The sequence below is a fragment of the Paraburkholderia sp. JHI2823 genome, assembly GCF_038900695.1.
GTDB classification, from domain to species: domain Bacteria; phylum Pseudomonadota; class Gammaproteobacteria; order Burkholderiales; family Burkholderiaceae; genus Paraburkholderia; species Paraburkholderia mimosarum.
In genome coordinates, this window is record NZ_JAYMRY010000016.1 from 1 (window position 1) to 18191 (window position 18191).

Annotated in this window: 16 protein-coding genes and 1 pseudogene; 5 read left to right on the forward strand and 12 right to left on the reverse strand. The window is 64.1% G+C overall.

Annotated elements, in window-relative coordinates:
- On the forward strand, positions 1–383 hold a 383-nt coding region (locus VSR34_RS18465), incomplete at its 5' end, for a peptidoglycan DD-metalloendopeptidase family protein (RefSeq protein ID WP_342963166.1).
- 174 nt (positions 384–557) lie between these two features.
- Here VSR34_RS18465 and VSR34_RS18470 read toward each other — a convergent pair.
- Both VSR34_RS18470 and VSR34_RS18475 read right to left on the reverse strand, forming a co-directional pair.
- Entirely contained in the window at positions 558–1346 is a 789-nt protein-coding gene (locus VSR34_RS18470) for a DNA/RNA non-specific endonuclease (protein WP_028209817.1), read from the reverse strand.
- A gap of 251 nt (positions 1347–1597) precedes the next feature.
- Positions 1598–1957, reverse strand: a complete 360-nt coding sequence (locus tag VSR34_RS18475; protein WP_028209816.1) for a DUF3564 domain-containing protein — start codon at positions 1955–1957, stop codon at positions 1598–1600.
- Positions 1958–2252: 295 nt separating this feature from the next.
- Here VSR34_RS18475 and VSR34_RS18480 point away from each other — a divergent pair, with 295 nt between their 5' ends.
- The 3 genes from VSR34_RS18480 (at position 2253) to VSR34_RS18490 (ending at position 4752) form a co-directional block, all read left to right on the forward strand.
- Entirely contained in the window at positions 2253–2675 is a 423-nt protein-coding gene (locus tag VSR34_RS18480; protein ID WP_028209815.1) for a rubrerythrin family protein, read from the forward strand.
- Positions 2676–2793: 118 nt separating this feature from the next.
- A complete protein-coding gene (locus VSR34_RS18485; protein WP_028209814.1) occupies positions 2794–4131 on the forward strand; it encodes a heterodisulfide reductase-related iron-sulfur binding cluster in 1338 nt (445 codons plus the stop codon).
- Positions 4132–4170: 39 nt separating this feature from the next.
- On the forward strand, positions 4171–4752 hold the full coding sequence (locus VSR34_RS18490; RefSeq protein WP_028209813.1) for a DUF3501 family protein: 582 nt from the start codon (positions 4171–4173) through the stop codon (positions 4750–4752).
- A 6-nt stretch (positions 4753–4758) separates the two neighbouring features.
- On the opposite strand, the gene VSR34_RS18495 is transcribed toward VSR34_RS18490, so the two are convergent.
- Complete coding sequence (locus VSR34_RS18495; protein WP_028231301.1) at positions 4759–5223, reverse strand: GNAT family N-acetyltransferase; 465 nt, start codon at positions 5221–5223, stop codon at positions 4759–4761.
- A gap of 97 nt (positions 5224–5320) precedes the next feature.
- On the opposite strand from VSR34_RS18495, the gene VSR34_RS18500 reads away from it, so the two are divergent.
- Positions 5321–6799: a PLP-dependent aminotransferase family protein gene (locus VSR34_RS18500; RefSeq protein ID WP_342963167.1), complete on the forward strand. Its 1479-nt coding sequence runs from the start codon at positions 5321–5323 to the stop codon at positions 6797–6799.
- 4 nt (positions 6800–6803) lie between these two features.
- On the opposite strand, the gene VSR34_RS18505 is transcribed toward VSR34_RS18500, so the two are convergent.
- From VSR34_RS18505 to VSR34_RS18545, 9 genes and pseudogenes are all read right to left on the reverse strand, one after another.
- Positions 6804–7778: an aldo/keto reductase gene (locus VSR34_RS18505; protein WP_028209810.1), complete on the reverse strand. Its 975-nt coding sequence runs from the start codon at positions 7776–7778 to the stop codon at positions 6804–6806.
- Between the two features lie 115 nt (positions 7779–7893).
- Positions 7894–9198 (reverse strand): FAD-dependent oxidoreductase, encoded by a 1305-nt coding sequence (locus VSR34_RS18510; RefSeq protein WP_342963168.1) that lies wholly within the window; start codon positions 9196–9198, stop codon positions 7894–7896.
- Positions 9198–10490, reverse strand: coding sequence for an FAD-binding oxidoreductase (locus VSR34_RS18515; protein WP_028231304.1), 1293 nt, complete (start codon positions 10488–10490; stop codon positions 9198–9200). The genes VSR34_RS18510 and VSR34_RS18515 overlap by 1 nt, the downstream gene beginning before the upstream one ends.
- Positions 10491–10550: 60 nt before the next feature.
- Positions 10551–12143, reverse strand: coding sequence for a DUF3138 family protein (locus tag VSR34_RS18520; protein WP_028209807.1), 1593 nt, complete (start codon positions 12141–12143; stop codon positions 10551–10553).
- 97 nt (positions 12144–12240) lie between these two features.
- Positions 12241–13152, reverse strand: a complete 912-nt coding sequence (locus tag VSR34_RS18525) for an ABC transporter permease subunit (RefSeq protein WP_028231305.1) — start codon at positions 13150–13152, stop codon at positions 12241–12243.
- A complete protein-coding gene (locus tag VSR34_RS18530) occupies positions 13149–14120 on the reverse strand; it encodes an ABC transporter permease subunit (protein ID WP_028209805.1) in 972 nt (323 codons plus the stop codon). The genes VSR34_RS18525 and VSR34_RS18530 overlap by 4 nt, the downstream gene beginning before the upstream one ends.
- Before the next feature lie 13 nt (positions 14121–14133).
- Positions 14134–15213: pseudogene (gene potA, locus VSR34_RS18535) on the reverse strand (polyamine ABC transporter ATP-binding protein); the annotation flags it as partial.
- A 322-nt stretch (positions 15214–15535) separates the two neighbouring features.
- Positions 15536–16657, reverse strand: coding sequence for a polyamine ABC transporter substrate-binding protein (locus VSR34_RS18540; RefSeq protein WP_028209803.1), 1122 nt, complete (start codon positions 16655–16657; stop codon positions 15536–15538).
- Positions 16658–16733: 76 nt separating this feature from the next.
- On the reverse strand, positions 16734–18176 hold the full coding sequence (locus VSR34_RS18545) for an aspartate aminotransferase family protein (protein ID WP_342963169.1): 1443 nt from the start codon (positions 18174–18176) through the stop codon (positions 16734–16736).
- Positions 18177–18191: the final 15 nt, after the last annotated feature.

Sequence of the window (18191 nt, forward strand, 5' to 3'; positions counted from 1 at the left end):
CCCCCGCCCCCGCCCGCGCCAAGCCCCCGTTCGTCTGGCCGATCGAAGGCAGCGTCGCGCAATCTTTCAAGGGGAAATCGAAGGGCGTGGTGATCGCGGGTCCGGCGGACCAGCAGGTGAGAGCGGCGGCGGCGGGGCGCGTGGTCTATGCCGGGAGCGGCATGAAGTCCTACGGCAAGCTCGTCGTCGTGAAACACGGCGCGAATCTCGTCACGGCGTATGGCCACAACGGCAAGCTGCTCGTCAAGCAAGGCGACCCGGTGAAGCAGGGCCAGCCGATCGCCATGAGCGGCACCGATGGCGCGGGCATTTCCGCCCTCATATTCGAAGTGCGGGAGAACGGCAAGCCTGTCGATCCGCTTGCCTGGCTGCCGAAGCTGTAGCAGGAATCAGGAAGGATGCCGAAGCCGATGAAGAGAAGGGAATTTCTCGCAGGCGGCTCGCTCGCCCTGGCCGCGTGGCTCGTCGCGAGCGCAGGGCGCGCCATGAACCCGGCTTGCGCCGACCGGTCTCGCGGCTCGATAACTAGCGCGCCAGGCGTTCGTGCGCCCGGCTCTTTACCAGCCCCACCGGCTTACAGCGAAGCTGCGGCCGTTGAACGACACTTTCTCCTTTGATGCCGCCTCCGCCGGAATACCGGGGAACGCAATACCACTCTGCGCCTCGAGGTCGCGCACCGAGCGTACTTCATAGCGATCGACGGCCGCGTTGTCCGCGACGATGGCGAACGCGAGCTGCTGCGAAGGCACGTACACGACCTTGAAGATCCGCGTGGGCACGAGCACGCGCGTGGCTCCGATCGTCTGGAGTTGAGCACCCGTGAAGAGCGGGCCGGTCACGACCCAGGCCTCGCCATATTTCGTCGCGAGCTTGCGCACCGCGGTTTCGATATGGGCCCAAAGACGCTGGTTGTTGTCGCGATTCTGCGGAACGATGTTCGCGAGTGAAAACGATTCCGCCATCGCCTGCGCATTCCAGCGATTGCCCGCGGGGCTCATGTGACCGCGGTCGAAGCCGCTGCGCTTGTAGTCCGCGAGCGTCGCGCCTTCGCCTTCGGGCAGGCGGTCGTCTTCGAAGAAGCGGTTCGTGCGCGTCATGTCCTTTGCGGCTTCGAGGTGATCGCGCGTGAGATGCTCGGCCGACCACAGCGGCCCGTGCGTGATGCCCGAATGCAGCACGACGAAATCCGAATAACAGAGCACGCGCGTTTTCGGCGCCATGCGCGGGTTCGTGAGCGTCGGGAATTGACCGTCGGGCACGAATTGCGAACAGGCAGGCGCGGCCGAGGCATGGCTCGCAGCTGCGAGCATCAGGGAGGAAATCAGCGAGACAAACAGCTTCTTCATCGGGGAACTGACAGGACCGGGGTGGGATCAGGCGGCCTGAAAGTATAGCGGCCGTGATGACGTGCGCGAAACGCGTGGCGCAAAAAAACGCGCGCCCGCCTCATGGGCGGGCGCGAGCGCGCGTCACGTCAGAGCGGACGCACAACCAGATGCAATGAGCGCGGCAGCATTGCGTTGCTGCGCGAGGAGCGAGACGGCGAACGATGCCGCCTGCATTCAATCAGTCAATCGGTCGAGACGCCTGTAGCGACTCAGCCTGCAAAAAGCGCATGTTCGGCGTGGACCTGCTGGCGGTCCACGGCCTGGAGGCGCCACTGGCCCTCCATTGGCGAGTGCGATGCTTCACACGACCAGGTCGCGTCGCCGTGCGCGGAACTGATTTCCTGGCGGCGGTTCACATGCAGCCCGCGCAGCGTGCACAGCGGCTCGTTCTCGAGCGGCGCACACAGCGACGTGACACCATTCACGTCGCGTAATTCCCCCCATTCCGGCAGGTCGATCCCTTCATGGGACTCGCGGGACCAGCGTTGCTGATCGGTGTCGAGCCAGAGCACTGCATAGTCATGATTGACGGTCGGATCGGAACCGTTGATCAGGATCGTAAGTCGCATGGCATCTCCGTAAAGATTGAACGGGCGCGTCGGCATTCCCAAGTCTAGAACGAGTCTGCGGGCGCGCAAAGCAGTTCGCGCGGGGCAGATCGTCGCGCGCACGGCGCATGCCCGGAGCGCCCTCGCTGATGCCCGCGTAAACCCGGTGACACTATCGACCGGATTGAAAATCACAATTGGGAAGACAGAGGCCACAATCTAGATTAATAGTGCGGCGGACTCGCCCTCCGTTCTGCAGCGCACGAAGGCGAATTGCGTCGCGTCCCCAATATCAGGTCGAAAGACGGAGGAACAGATGGCACAGCTAAAGGGCTCGAAGACGGAACAGAACCTCAAGGATGCATTCGCCGGCGAATCGCAGGCCAACCGCCGTTATCTGTATTTCGCAGCGAAGGCCGACGTAGAAGGGCAGAACGATGTCGCGGCGCTGTTTCGCTCGACCGCTGAAGGCGAAACCGGCCACGCGCACGGCCACCTCGAATATCTGGAGGCGGTAGGCGACCCGGCAACCGGACTGCCGATCGGCACCTCGCGCCAGAATCTGCAGGCGGCGATTGCGGGCGAAACGCACGAATATACGGACATGTACCCCGGTATGGCCAAGGCGGCGCGCGAGGAAGGATTCGACGAGATCGCGAACTGGTTCGAGACGCTCGCGAAGGCTGAGCGCAGCCACGCCAACCGCTATACGAAAGCGCTGGAAGTGCTGGCGGACTGAGCATCGCTGCGTGCCCCGGCTCGGCACGCGTGCACCACGCGCGCTTTTTTTCGCGTGCCGGGCAGGATCCGGCGCGCGTTCGCGCGCGCCCAGCCGATAACTAGAAGAAGGAGACGTCATGCCCCACAAGGAAGGCAGTCTCGAAGCGCCCACCCGCCATCCGCTCGACTGGCGCTCGGACGCGTTCTACGATCAGGCGCAGCTCGACACCGAGCTTGCGCGCGTATTCGACATCTGCGCGGGCTGCAGGCGCTGCGTGTCGTTATGCGGCGCGTTTCCGGCGCTCTTCGATCTCGTCGACGAGACCGACACCGGCGAAGCGCACGACGTCGACAAATCGTTGTACGGCAAGGTCGTCGACCAGTGCTATCTGTGCGATCTCTGCTATATGACGAAGTGTCCCTACGTGCCGCCGCACCCGTGGAACGTAGATTTTCCGCATCTCATGCTGCGCGCCAAGGCCGTGCACTATCGCAAGGGCGAAGTGAAGCTGCGCGACCGCGTGCTCTCGAACACCGATGCGCTGGGCCAGCTCGCCGGCATTCCCGTCGTCACGCAAACGGTGAACGCGATCAATCACACGAAGGCGATGCGCGGCGCCATGGAGGACATGCTGGGCGTCGATCGCAAGGCGTGGCTGCCCGACTTCGCCGCACACAAGTTCCGTAACGTTGCAAAACGCGCGACCGCGAGCGAGGTGCGCGACGGCGAGCGCACGCCGGGCAAGGTCGCGATCTACGCGACCTGCTATGTGAATTTCAACGAGCCGGGCATCGGCCACGACCTGCTCGCGGTGCTCGACCACAACGAGATTCCCTATGAGCTGGTGAAGAGCGAATGGTGCTGCGGCATGCCGCTGCTGGAGCAAGGGAACCTGGAGGGCGTGGCGCACAAGCAGGCGCAGAACATGCCGATGCTCGCTCGCTACGCGCGCGAAGGCTATGCGCTGATCGGCGCGGTGCCGAGCTGCGTGCTCATGTACAAGCACGAACTGCCGCTCATGTTCCCCGACGACGCCAACACGAAAGCCGTGAGCGATGCGTTCTGGGATCCCTTCGAGTATCTCGTGGCGCGTCATCGCGATGGCTTGCTCAAGACCGACTTCCGCGCGCCGCTCGGCAACGTGTCGTATCACGTGCCTTGTCACGCGCGCGTGCAGAACATCGGCCGCAAGACCTTCGACCTGCTCTCGCTCGTGCCCGAAACGAAAGTGACCGTGGTCGAGCGCTGCTCGGGCCATGCGGGCACGTTCGGCGTGAAGAAGGAATTCCACGCAATGTCGATGAAGATCGGCACGCCTGTGTTCAAGCAGATGGGCCAGGCCGCGCCCGACTTCATCTCGTCGGACTGCCAGCTCGCGGGCCATCATATCGCGCAGGGCATCGAGGAAAACCAGCTTGGCGAGCCGCCGCTCGCTCACCCCATCACGTTGCTGCGCCGCGCCTATGGCATTTGAGCGGCGCCGCCATCATGCAACGGACACGAGGCACGACTCATGACGATCGCCAGAAATTCGCTGTTGACGCTGGAAGCCTATGCCAGGGTGCGAGGCGACATGCGCAAACGCATCATCGAGCACAAGAAGCAGCGCGTGGTTTCGCTCGGCAACCACCTCACGTTCCTGTTCGAGGACGAGACCACGATTCGCTACCAGATCCAGGAGATGCTGCACATCGAAAAGATTTTCGATGAAGACGGCATTCAGGGCGAGCTTGCGGCGTACTTGCCGCTCGTGCCGGACGGCAGCAACCTGAAGGCGACCATGCAGCTCGAATACGAGAGCGAAATCGAGCGGCGCGCGGCGCTCGCGCGGCTCATCGGCATCGAGGACAGGGTGTTCGTTCAGGTGGAGGGCGAACCGCCCGTGTATGCGATCGCCGACGAAGATCTCGAACGCGAGAACGCCGAAAAGACTTCGGCGGTGCATTTCGTGCGCTTCGAACTCACGCCGCAAATGAAGACGCGGCTGCGCGAAGGCGCCGCGTTGGCGATAGGCTGCGATCATCCGCACTACCGCGTGCCGACGCAGACCCTCGACGGCGAGGTGCGCGCGTCGCTGCTCAAGGACCTCGCCTGAGGCGCTTCATATGTCCTTGCGATACATGACGAAGCCGGGCTTGTTCGCCACGTCGTCGTAAAGGCGCATGGCCGTGTGGTTCGTTTCGTGCGTGTGCCAGTACACGCGCGACGCGTTCGAGTCTTTCGCGTGCGCATACACGGCCTCGATCAGCGCGCGGCCCACGCCCTGGCCGCGCGCGTCTTCCACGGTGAAGAGATCCTGCAGATAGCAGATCGGCCCTTCCATGATCGTGTTGCGGTGATAGATGAAGTGCACGAGGCCGAGCACGCGCTCCCCGCGCACGGCGATGAACGCGTGCATTGGCTCGTAGCCGTCGAAAAAGCGCGACCATGTCGTGCGCGTGATGTGCTCCGGCAGTGCCGTCTCGCCAAAGCGCCCATAAAAGCGGTTGTAGCCGTTCCACAGCGGCAGCCATGCGTCGAAATCGTCGCGGGCGACGGCGCGCACGTGAAGCGTCGTGTCGGTCATGGTTGGTCTCCTTTCAGGCATCGTCAAGCCTCAAAGCGTAAGCGACTTGTGGCACCATTGTTAGTCCCACCGAAACCGCAATTGATGGAGCCACGGGTTGGACTATGCATTGATGATGGCGGCCTATGCGAAGCGCGCCGTGCGCAAGCTCACGCAGCAGGACTTGCTTTACGAGAGCCTGCGCCGGTCGATTCTCGACGGCGACATTGGCCGAGGTACGCGCCTCGCCTCGAGCCGCGCGCTTGCGGAGCAGCTCGGCATTGCCCGCAACTCCGTGCTGTATGCGTACGAGCGGCTCGTGGAAGAGGGGTTTGTCAGCGCTACGCGTCACGGTTCGGTCGTCAATGCCGTCAACGCGGGCGGCACGGCAACACCCGCGCAAACCGCGCCGCCTCACCCCGGCACGCCTCTACTCGCGCGCCGCGTGCGCGAACTTCCGCCGCGTCGCGCGAACCGCGATGGCGCAAGAGCGCTGCGCCCCGGCGTGCCCGCGCTCGACCAGTTTCCGTACGCGCAGTGGCGCAGCGCGGTCGAGCGCGCGCTGCGCGAGTTGCGCGCGCACGATCTCGGCTACGGCGACAGCGCGGGTATGCCCGCGCTGCGCCAGGCGATCGCGCAATATGTGCGAGTTTCGCGCGGCGTGCGCTGCCAGCCCGAGCAGGTGTTCGTCACGGACGGCACGCAGGCGAGCCTCGATCTCTGCGCCCGAATCTTTGCGGACGAGGGCGAGCGTGCATGGATCGAAAATCCCGGCTACCTCGGCGCGCGCGTGTCCTTCGCAGCCGCGGGCCTGCAACTCGTGCCGATGAGCGTGGACGCAGCGGGCATGGCCGCGCGCCCCGAGGACTGGCGCGAGCGGCCGCCGCGCCTCGTCTATCTCACGCCGTCGCACCAGTATCCGCTTGGCTGCGTGCTGAGTCTCGAAAGGCGGCTCGCGCTCATCGAGCAGGCACGCGCGTGCGGGGCGTGGATCATCGAGGACGACTACGACAGCGAACTGCGCCACGACGGGCCGCCGTTGCCGTCGATCCAGGGCCTCGCCGACGACGCCCCCGTGATCTATCTCGGCACCTTCAGCAAAACGCTCTTTCCGGCCCTGCGCATCGGCTTCATGATCGTGCCTCAGCGCGTGGTCGCGCCGTTCGCGCAGGCCCACCTCACGCTCGTGCGCCAGGGGCGCGTGGCGGAGCAACTGGCGCTGGCCGATTTCATCGAAAGCGGGCGCTACTCGCGCCATTTGCGGCGCATGCGCAAACTCTACGAAGAGCGCCGCGACGGCCTCGTCGCGGCCATCGACAAGCATCTCGCGGGCATGATGACGGTCTCGGCCGACGCGGGCGGCATGCACCTGAGCGTGCGCCTCGACGCGCCGCTCGCCGACGTCGAAGTGAGCGAAGCCGCGCGTGCGCATGGCCTCCAGCTTTCGCCGCTGAGCGCGTACTGCCTCGATGCCCCCGATGCGGCGCGCTACAACGGCTTCCTGCTCGGCTATGCGGAGACGCCGCCGCGCGTGGCCGACACGCTCATCCAGACGCTCGCGCAAATCGTGCGCGAGCGTTTGCCGGCCTCTCGATGACGCGTCATTGATGCCCGGCGATCACGTGCGGCAAGTAGGGTGCTTCGAGCGCCTCGACCTCTTCGTCGGTGAGCGTCAGGGAGAGCGCCGCGACGGCGTCTTCGAGATGATGGGGTTTTGATGCGCCGATGATCGGCGAGGTGATGCCGGGCTTTTGCAGCAACCAGGCGAGCGCGACCTGCGCGCGCGAGACGTTGCGCGCACGCGCGATCGTTGCGACCGCATCGATAATGGCTTTGTCAGCATCGGCGCCATAGAGCGTCTTGCCGAACTTGTCGGTGGCTTCGCGCTCGCTCGTTTCGCTCCAGTCGCGCGTGAGGCGGCCACGGGCGAGCGGGCTCCACGGCATCACGGCGATGCCCCGATCGGCGCACAGCGGCAGCATTTCGCGCTCCTCCTCGCGATAGAGCAGATTCACATGGTTCTGCATGCTCACGAATTCGGTCCATCCGTGCAGACGCGCGGTGTAGAGCGCCTTGCCGAACTGCCACGCATACATGGACGAAGCGCCGATGTAACGCGCCTTGCCCGCCTTCACGACATCGTGCAGCGCTTCGAGCGTCTCTTCGATGGGCGTGTTGTAGTCCCACCGATGGATCTGATAAAGATCGACATAATCGGTGCCGAGGCGCTTGAGGCTATGGTCGATTTCCGTGAGGATGGCCTTGCGCGAAAGCCCCTGACCGTTCGGGCCCGGCCGCATGCGGTTGTAGACCTTCGTTGCGAGCACGATGTCGTCCCGCTTGACGAAGTCGCGCAGCGCCCGCCCAACGATCTCTTCGGAAGTGCCGTCCGAATAGGTGTTTGCGGTGTCGAAAAAGTTGATGCCGGCGTCGAGCGCCTGGCGGATGAGCGGTCGGCTGGCGTCCTCGCCGAGCGTCCACGGGTGCGTGCCGCGCTCGGGCACGCCGTAGGTCATGCAACCGAGGCAAAGACGCGAAACCTGCAGCCCCGTCGAGCCGAATCTGACGTAATCCATTGCTGTTGCTCCTGGCGAAAAAGCGAATGAAGCAGGGGAAGCTCGTGCGCCGCGCGAGGGCGGCGGACTTTCGCAAGGGTATAACAGCGAGGGACAACGTGCAGGGCGCGCCGCTTCAGAACATCTCCATCACGCGGTGATAGAGCATGCCGATTTCGAGTGCGGGGCGCCGCCACGCGGGGCCGCCGGGGAAGCGCGCGTGTTGCAGGCGCGCGAACAGATCGAATGAAGCGCGCTCACCCACGATCGCCTGTGCAACGAGGCGCCCCGCAATGCCGGTTAGCGCGACGCCGTGCCCGGAAAAGCCTTGCACGTAGTAATAATTCGCGTCGATCGCGCCGAAGTCCGGCGCGCGATTGCGCGTGACGTCGACAAAGCCGCCCCATGCGTATTCCACGCGCGCCGCCGCGAGCTGCGGGAACGTATCGCTCATACGCGTCTGCATGGCCGCCGTGAGTCGCGCGGGCGCCGCGCCCGTCGAATCGGCGCGGCCGCCGAACAGCATCCGGTCGTCTGCCGAAACGCGGAAGTAGTCGAGAAAGAAGTTGTTGTCGCACACGGCAGAACGTTGTGCGATCAACGAGTTTGCCAGTTCGCGCCCCAGCGGCTCGGTGGCGATGATGTACGAGGCGATGGGCGCGATGCGTGCGGCCACGTCGGCAGGCAGCACGCCGCCCGGCGCGGCGTTGCAGCAGGCCACGACGAAGCGGCAGCGCACTTCGCCGCGTGCGGTCTTCACGACGGGCCGCGCGCCGCGCACGACCTCGAGCGCGCGGGTATGCGCGAACAGTTGCGCGCCTTCGCGGCGCGCGGCAGCGGCGAGGCCAAGACAGTACTTGAGCGGATGCAGATGCCCGGAAACGGGATCATGAACGCCTGCGATATAGCGCTGCGAGGCCACGCGTGCGCGCGTGGCGTCGGTATCGAGCCATTCGAGGCGGTCGTAGCCCCAGCGCGTGCGTGCTGCGTCCATCCACGCGCGCAAATCGGGAACGCGCTTCGCTTTGGTCGCGACGGTCAGAAAACCGGGCGTGAAATCGCAATCGATGCCGTACCGTGCAATGCGCTCGCGCACGAGGTTCACGCCTTCGACGGAGAGCGCCCACGCGGCGCGTATGCCCTGCGAGCCGAGCTGCTTTTCAAGCACTTCGTCTTTTGCGAAGCCCACGAGCGTTTGGCCACCGTTGCGGCCCGAAGCGCCCCAACCCGGGCGATGCGCGTCGAGCACCACGACGGAGAGACCACGCGCGCGGCACTCCAGCGCGACCGAAAGCCCGGCGAAGCCCGCGCCGATCACGCAGACGTCGGCGTCGAGCGCGCCTTCGAGAACGGGGTCGTCAGCGGCGGGGCGCGTGGCAGTGGCTTCGTAGTACGAGTCGCGGGCGAGTGCGTTCGCCTGGGCGTCGAGGTCGAGTGTCATCAGAGCAGGTCCTTCATTCGGTACCACGCCATCGCGAGCACGAGGGCAGGGGTTCGAAGTGTAGCGCCGCCCGGGAAATCGCGGTGGCGGATCTTGCCGAACAGGTCGAAGCGCGCGGCCTGGCCGTGAATGGCTTCGGCGATCAGCGTACCCGCGAGTCCCGTGGTGTTCACGCCGTGACCCGAGAAGCCCTGCGCGAAATACACGGTGGGCGAGAGGCGGCCGAAGTGCGGCGCACGGTTCATCGTGATGTCCACGTAGCCGCCCCATGCGTACTCCACCTTTACATCGGCGAGTTGCGGAAACGTTTTGAGCATGTCGCGGCGCATGGCTTCGCCCAGATTCGGCGGCGCGAATGTCGAATAGCTCACTTTGCCGCCCCACAGCAGGCGTGTGTCCGGCGCGGGCCGGAAGTAGTCGAGCACGAAGCGGCTGTCGCATACGGCGGCCTGGGCGGGCATGAGGGCCTTCATGCGATCGGCGCCCAGCTTTTCGGTGGCGATCACGTAGGTGCCAACGGGCATGATTTTGCGCGCGAGAGCGGGTGCGAGGTTGCCGAGGTACGTATTGCATGCGAGCACAACGAATTTCGCGCGTACGTTGCCGCGTTCGGTTTCGACCACGTGGGTGCCGCTTTCGTCGCGCAGGCGCGTGACGGGGCTGTTTTCGAATATGCGCACGCCGGCTTCGACGGCGGCGCGCGCGAGGCCGAGCGTGTAATTGAGCGGATGCAGATGCCCGCTATCGGGATCGTAGAGGCCGCCCCGATAGCGCGACGACTGCACATAGCGCCCGACGCCATCGCCATCCACGTACTGGAAACGGTCGTAGCCGAAGCGCTGCGCCGCTTCATCGCGCCAGCGCTTAAGCGCATCCACGTCGCGCGCCTTGTTCGCGGCGGTGAAATAGCCTGGCGTGAGCGAACAATCGATGCCGTGCTGCTTGACGCGCCGTTTCACGATATCGAGCGTTTCGAGGCCCATGTTCCAGATCTGCCGGACTTCGGCTTCGGGCATGAACTGCGCGAACGTATCGATATCGCAGGCAAAGCCGCCGATCAACTGCCCGCCATTGCGCCCGCTCGCGGCCCATCCGACTCGCGAGGCTTCCACGAGTGCGACGCGGTAGCCGCGTTCGGCAAGATTGAGCGCAGCGGAAACCCCCGTGAGGCCCGCGCCGATCACGCAGACATCGGCTTCAATGGCGCCTTCCAGCATGGGGTGGGCCGTCGTGTCGTTGACGCTCGCCGCGTACCACGAGGGCGCATGCGGTTGATTGGCGAATTTGAGCATAGGAAAAGGTACAAAAAAAGACGGGCGACGACCCGATGGCCGCCGCCCGTCCTGGCTCCATCAGAACGAGTAGATGAACTGCGCGCCGAACAAGTCGTTGCTCTTGCCGTACGAGCCGTCGTTGTGGAGGAATACGCGCTGCGTCGCCCAGTCGTGACGATATTCCATCTTCACGATGATTTGCTGCGTCGGGAAGAACAGCAGGTCGAGCGCCACGTCCTGACGCGTCGCGCCCTTGCACTCGAAGCCGAAGCCGCCGCCCGCCTTCGAGTTCGTCAGGCAGTCCGCACCAATGCCGAAACCGTTGGACGTATCCATGCCGTTCGAGTTGAGCACGATGCCGCCGCCGCCGCCGCCGTTCTTGCTGTTGGCGAGCAGGTCGTAGCGTACGGTCGCGCCCATGCGGCCCACCACCGGCGCATTGAACTTGCGGTGCGCGAGCAGCGAGAAGCCGTACCACTGTGCATTGCCGCCGTTGAACGCCGCGTGCTGCTGCTGGCCGTAATCGACTTCGGCGTTGTACTGGATGTCCGCGAGCGTGTAGCTCGCGTCGACTTCGCCGAAGAAGAAGTAGCCACCCGAGCTCGATGCCTGGCCGCCCACGCCGTATACGGCCTGGCCCGTAGTCGAATTGAACGCGCTCGGCAGCGTCTGGCGGCCGATGTTGAACGAACCGCCGATATCGAGCGCGCTGGACCACGTGTAATCCGCGCGCGCCGTGAAGGTCGGAATCTTGTTGCTCGTGGTGATCGGGTCGCCCAGTGCGTTCTGGCCCGTTTGCACGACCGCGCCATTGGTGCGGTACTGCTCGTTGGCGATCATGAACTTGAAGGCCCACTGGCCGCCCGGCGAGTAGTTCCAGCCGACACCCACATAGCTGCCCGGATCCGAGAAGTCATAGAGCAGGTTGTGCGTGAGTGTGAGCATCTGGTTGGACTGCTGCACTTCATAGCCGCCGAAGCTCGGCATGAGACCGGCGACGAAGGTGCCCGTGGGCGTGACCGGCACGGTGACGACAGCCGTGTTCAGGATGTTGCTGCCGATCTGGCCATGCTCGTTCTGCAGCAGCGTGATGCCGTTGCCGCGGTTGGGCATGAGCGTGATTTCGGCCGAAGGCGCCATCGGGCCTACGCCAAAGGTCTTCTTGATGTCCAGATAGACATCGCCGAACGTGCTGTTGAAGTAGTTGTACGCACCGGTATGGTTCGCGAACAGGAACGACGAGGTGCCCGGCGCGCGGTTGTAGATATACGTCGGGTCGATGTAGCCGGTGATCGACAGGCCCGCGAGCGGGCCGGTCGTGGCCGCGTCGGTGAGCGAATCGACCTTGAGCTGCTGGCTCGCGATCTGCTGCTTCATCGCTTCGACCTGATCGTTGGTCAGATTCGCCGGCGCCTTGCCGTAGTCGGGCGAGGTGATATCGACGACCGGCGCCGCTGCCGTTGCCGGTACCGTGGGCGCCGCCGCGGCGGTCTTCGCGGAAGGTCGTGCCGAAGCCTTCGATTCGGCCAGTTCGTTCCTGAGCGATTTCACCTCTTTTTGCAGCGCATTCAACTGCGCCTGCAGGGCCTTGATCTGTTCGCTGGTCGAGTCCGCGAGCGCGAGCCCCGGCAGCGCCCCGGCCACCAGCAGACAGATTAACTTCTTCTTCATTGAAATTCTCCTTGTTGGTCGTTATTGCAGTTACTTCAAGTGCGGCTAAGGGACGGCGGGCGGCCGCGCGCCGCCCCTCGTTGTTACGCAATCCTCATCAGACAGCGCGCCGGCCGATGGGCGTGCCCACGGCGCCCGCAGGGGCGGCCGGTTTGATGACTTCGGCGGCCTCGGGCTGGACGAAGGCGAGCTGCATATCGCGCATGCGTCGTTTCTCGCGCGCCGACATCAACTGGTTCACCACGATCACGCCGATCGTCACCGCGCTGATGAAGAGCGTGGCGAGCGCGTTCATCTCCGGATTCAGACCTAGGCGCACGCGCGAGAACACGACGAGCGGCAGCGTGGTCGAGCCCGGCCCGGAAAGGAACGCGGACAGCACGAGGTCGTCGATCGAGAGCGTGAACGAGAGCAGCCAACCCGAAAGCAGCGCCTGCGAGATGAGCGGGAGCGTGATGACGAAGAACACCTTGAGCGGCGTCGCGCCGAGATCGAGCGCGGCCTCCTCGAGCGACTTGTTCATCTCCTTCACGCGCGACTGCACGATGATGGCGACATAGGAGACGCACAGCATCACGTGGCCGATCCAGATCGTCACGATGCCGCGCCCTTTGGGCCAGCCGAGCATCTGCTCGAGCGCGACGAAGAGCAGCAGCAGCGAGATGCCCTGAATGACCTCGGGAATGACGAGGGGCGCATTGATCATGGCGGTGTAAAGCGTGAATCCGCGAAAGCGCCCGAAGCGCGCGAGCACGAAGCCGGCCCATGTGCCGATCACGACCGAGGCGAAGGCCGTCATCAGGCCGATCTTCAGCGAGAGCCACGCGGCACTGAGCAGCTCGTCGTCCCGGAGCAGCGCCGCGTACCACTTCAGCGAGAAGCCAGACCACACCGTGACGAGCTTCGACTCGTTGAACGAGTACACGACGAGGCTGATGATCGGGATATAGAGGAACAGGAACCCGAGGCTGAGAACGCCGGTGGAAAGCGTACGGTTGGGCTTGATCATTTGCCTTCCTCCAGTTCCTTGACCTGGTAGTACTGAAAGATCGCCATCGGCACGAGCAGCAGCAGCACCATCGCAACGGTGACGGCCGAGGCCATTGGCCAGTCCATGTTGTTGAAGAACTCGTCCCACATCACGCGGCCGATCATGAGCGTGTCCGCGCCGCCGAGCAGTTCGGGAATCACGTACTCGCCGACTGCCGGAATGAAGACGAGCAGGCTGCCTGCGATGATTCCGTTCTTCGAGAGCGGCAAGGTGATCTGCGTGAACGCGACCCAGGGCCTGGCGCCCAGGTCGTATGCGGCCTCCAGCAGCGTGAGGTCCATCTTCACGAGGTGCGCGTAGAGCGGCATCACCATGAAGGGCAAATACGAATACACCATGCCGATGTAGACGCCCGCGTCGCTGTGATAAAGCCGCAGCGGAGCGTGGAGGAGCCCGATGGCGATGAGCGCGTGATTGAGCAGGCCGTCGTCTTTGAGAATGCCGATCCACGCATAGACGCGGATCAGGAACGACGTCCAGAACGGCAGCATCACGCCCATCATGAGCAGGTTGCGCGTGGCCGGGTTCGAACGCGCGATGTAGTAAGCGATGGGGTAGCCGATCAGCAGGCAGAAGATCGTCGAAACCGCCGCCATCTTCAGCGAGCTGATATAGGTGGCGATATAGAGGCTGTCCTGAAGCAGGAACGCATAGTGGCCGAGCTGCAGCGCGAAGTGCACTACGCCGTCCTTCATCTGGACCAGGTTCGAGTAGGGCGGAATGCCCATCACCTGGTCGGCGAAGCTGATCTTCAGCACGAGCACGAACGGCAGCGCGAAGAACAGCGTGAGCCACACGAACGGCACGCCGATCACGGCAGTGCGGCCCGAAGGCACGAAGCGCGAGAAGAAGCGAGCGAATGCGCCGCGGCGCGTGTCCGCGGCCGCGCGCCCTGATGCAGGCGTGGTGTGAACAGTGGTACTCATGGTTCAGGTCTCCTTACTGCGTGAGCACGACGCCGCTGGCCGGCGACCAGGACACATAAACGTCGTCGTTCCAGGCTGGCGCGCCGTCGGTCATGAGGTGCGAGCTGGAAAGATTCGAGACGACCACCTTGCCGCCCGGCAGGCGCACGTGGTAGAGCGAGTAGCTGCCCATGTAGGCGACGTCCGTGACTACACCGCGCGCCCAGTTGTGCTGCGTGCCGGGCCTCTCGCGCGTCACGCGCACCCGCTCGGGGCGTACCGAAATGCCCACCGGCATGCCGAGCGGCCCGGTCACGCCGTGGCTCACGTACATGCGCGTTTCGAGGTCGTCGCTTTCCACGAAGATGTGATCGGGTTCGTCTTCGACCACGCGGCCTTCGAACAGGTTGGTCGAGCCGATGAACTCGGCCGAGAAGCGGCTGTTGGGGAATTCGTAGACTTCGCTGGGCGAGCCGATCTGCACGATGCGGCCTTCGCTCATCACGGCGAGGCGGTTGGCCATCGTCATCGCCTCTTCCTGGTCGTGCGTGACCATCACGCAGGTGACATCGACTTTCTCGATGATGTTCACGAGTTCGAGCTGCGTTTTCTGGCGGATCTTCTTGTCGAGCGCGGACATGGGCTCGTCGAGCAGCAGAAGCTTTGGCCGCTTCACGAGCGAGCGCGCGAGCGCCACGCGCTGTTGCTGGCCGCCGGAAAGCTGATGCGGCTTGCGCTTGGCGTAGCGGCCCATTTGCACGAGATTGAGCGCGTCGGCCACGCGCTCGCGAATCTCGTTCTTCGCCACGCCTTCCTGCTTGAGGCCGAACGCCACGTTCGATTCCACGCTCATATGCGGGAATAGCGCATACGACTGGAACATCATGTTGACGGGGCGGCGGTAGGGGGGCAGCGTCGCGAGATCTTCCCCGTCGACGAAAATGCGGCCCGACGTGGCGGTCTCGAGGCCCGCGAGCATGCGCAGCAGGGTGGATTTGCCGCAGCCGGAGCTGCCGAGCAGGGCGAACAGCTCGTTCTTGGCGATGTTCAGGCTCACGTTGTCCACGGCGGTGCTCTCGCCGAACTTCTTGACGACGTTTTCGATGCGCACGAACGCGTCGTTCTTCGCCGGGTTCGAGTTTGCGCGCACAGCTTCTGGGGCATTGACTTGGGACGTCGAATTCATGATCTGACCTTGGTTCTTTTCTGATCGCAGCACAGGTTTTTCGGGCGCGAGCCGGCCCGCACGGGGCGCACGGGCGACTCGCGATTAGTACTGCGAACGGAGCTCGTTAAAGGCTCGCGCGCGTCGTCAGATAAAGCGGGCGGCGCTGCGCGGCCGGACTTCGGCATTGCGCACTTCAGGCGGGGAGGGGTCGAGCGATCCCTCTCCCGCGTCGTCTCCTTCTTGTTTCCTTCAGGGGGTGATCCGCGTTTCAGTGGCCCGACTTCAACTGGGCCCAGAGGCGGTTTTCGAGGCGCAGGATTTCAGCAGGCATCGGTTTCATCAGCGTCATTTTCTTGAGCACGTCTTCCGGCGGGTACACCGTCGGGTCCTGCGCAACGGACGCCGTGACGAACTGGCGGGCCGCCTTGTTCGCGGTGGGGTAGAACACTTCGTTGGTGATTTGCGCGTTGACCTTCGGGTCCGAGATGTAGTTGATCCACTTCATCGCGTTTTCCGGATGCGGCGCGTCCTTCGGCACGACCATCACGTCGAACCACAGCAGCCCGCCTTCCTTCACGTTCGAGAACTTGACCTCATACGAGCGCTTGGCTTCCTCGGCGCGGCGGTGCGCGATGCCGACGTCGCCCGACCACGCCACGGCCACGCAGATGTCGTTGTTCACGAGGTCGTTGATATAGCCCGACGAATTGAACTGGGTGATGTACGGGCGGACCTTCTTCAGCACTTCAAACGCTGCCTGGTAGTCACCCGGGTTCGTGCTGTTGGGGTCCTTGTGCATGTACTGCAGCGTCGCGGCAAACACGTCCACGGCCTGGTCGAGGAACGACACGCCGCAGCCCTTGAGCTTCGAGAGATTCTGCGGATCGAACACGAGCGCCCAGCTATCGACGGGCGCGTTCGGCCCGAGTGCTTTTTCCACAGCTTGCTTGTTGTAGCCGATGCCGTCGGTGCCGAACGCCCAGGGCACACCGTACTGATTGCCCGGATCGGCGTCGGCGATCATGTGCATGAGCACGGGATCGAGATTGGCCAGGTTGGGGATCTTCGACTTGTCGAGCTTCTGGTACACGCCGGCCTGAATCTGCTTGGCCATGTAGTTCGATGTGGGAACAACGATATCGTAGCCAGAACTGCCCGCAAGCAACTTGGCTTGCAGCGTGTCGTCGCTGTCGTAGTTATCGTATTTGACCTTGATGCCCGCTTCCTTTTCGAAGGTCGGGATCGTGTCTTTCGCAATGTAGTCGGACCAGTTGTAGACGTTCAAATCGCCGTCGGCCGCGCGCGCAGGCACGCTGGACATCGCCGTGAGGCCCGCACACGCTGCGAGGGCCGCGAGCGCGACCGTGTGACGAAGATGACTGACACCCATGTTGTTTCCCCTGAAGATGAAGATCGGCGGGAGGCTCTGCACCCCGTTGTGTGCCGCCCGCCGTGGACAAGAAGCGTTATGAAAGACCCAGTTGCTGCGCCGTTGCATCGATGGCTTTCTTCGCCTTCGACACGATCTCGTCGATCTCGCCGCGCGTGACGACGAGCGGCGGCGAGAGCAGCATGCGATCGCCCGTGGCGCGCATGATGAGGTTCCCGTTGAAGCAGAAGTCGCGGCAGAGGGTGCCCACGTCGCCGCCGTTCGCGAAGCGCTTGCGCGACTTCGGGTCTTCGGCGAGCTGCAGGCCCGCAACGAGCCCGGCGCCCGAGATGTCGCCGATGATCGGATGATTGCCGAACGTCTCGCGCAGGCGTTGCTGGAAATACGGGCCCGTATCGTTCTTCACGCGCGTGACGATGCCTTCGTCGCGCAGCAGCTTGAGGTTCGCCACGGCCACGGCCGCTGCGACCGGATGCCCCGAGTACGTGAGGCCATGATTGAATTCGCCGTGCTCGATCAGCGCCTTCGCGACGCGATCATGTATGCCCACCGCGCCCATCGGCACATAGCCGCTCGTGAGGCCCTTGGCCATCGTGATGAGATCGGGTTCGAAGCCGAAGTGCTGATGCGCGAACCATTCGCCCGTGCGGCCGAAGCCGCCGATCACTTCATCGGCACAAAGCAGGATGTCGTACTTGCGGCAGATGCGCTGGATTTCCGGCCAGTAGGTCGAAGGCGGGAAAATCACGCCGCCCGCGCCCTGGAACGGCTCGCCGATGAAGGCGGCCACGTTTTCCGCGCCCACTTCGAGAATCTTCGCTTCGAGCTGCTGTGCGCGTGCGAGACCGAACTCCTCGGGCGTCATGTTGCCTTGTGCTTCGCCGTAGAAGTATGGCTGGTCGATGTGCACGATGTTCTCGACCTTCGATGGCATCTGCTCGTGCATGTAGCCCATGCCGCCCAGCGTGCCGCCCGCGATCGTCGAACCGTGATACGCGTTCTTGCGCGAAATGACGACCTTCTTCGAAGCCTTGCCCTGCGTGAGCCAGTACTGATGCACGATGCGCAGCACCGTGTCGTTGCCTTCCGAGCCACTGTTGCAGTAGAAAAAGTGATTGAACGGCTCGGGCGAGAGCTGCGCGAGCAACGCGGAAAGTTCGATGACCGGCGGGTGCGTGGTCTTGAAGAACGTGTTGTAGAAGGGCAGTTCCTGCATCTGCCGGTACGCGGCGCTGGCCAGTTCCTCGCGGCCATAGCCCACGTTCACGCACCAGAGCCCGGCCATGCCGTCGATGATCTGGTTGCCCTCCGAGTCCCACAGATACACGCCTTTCGCCTTCACGATCACACGGCTGCCCGCCTTGTTGAGCGAGCCCATGTCCGAGAACGGGTGAATGTGATGCGCGGCGTCCAGCGCGCGGTACTCGCTCGTCGAGCGCGTGGCCTGTGCCGGGTGTGCACGCAGCGTCGTCGGCACTTCCTGCAGCGCGGCGGCGGGGGCGTCGATTCGATAGCTCATTGCGATGTCTCCTTT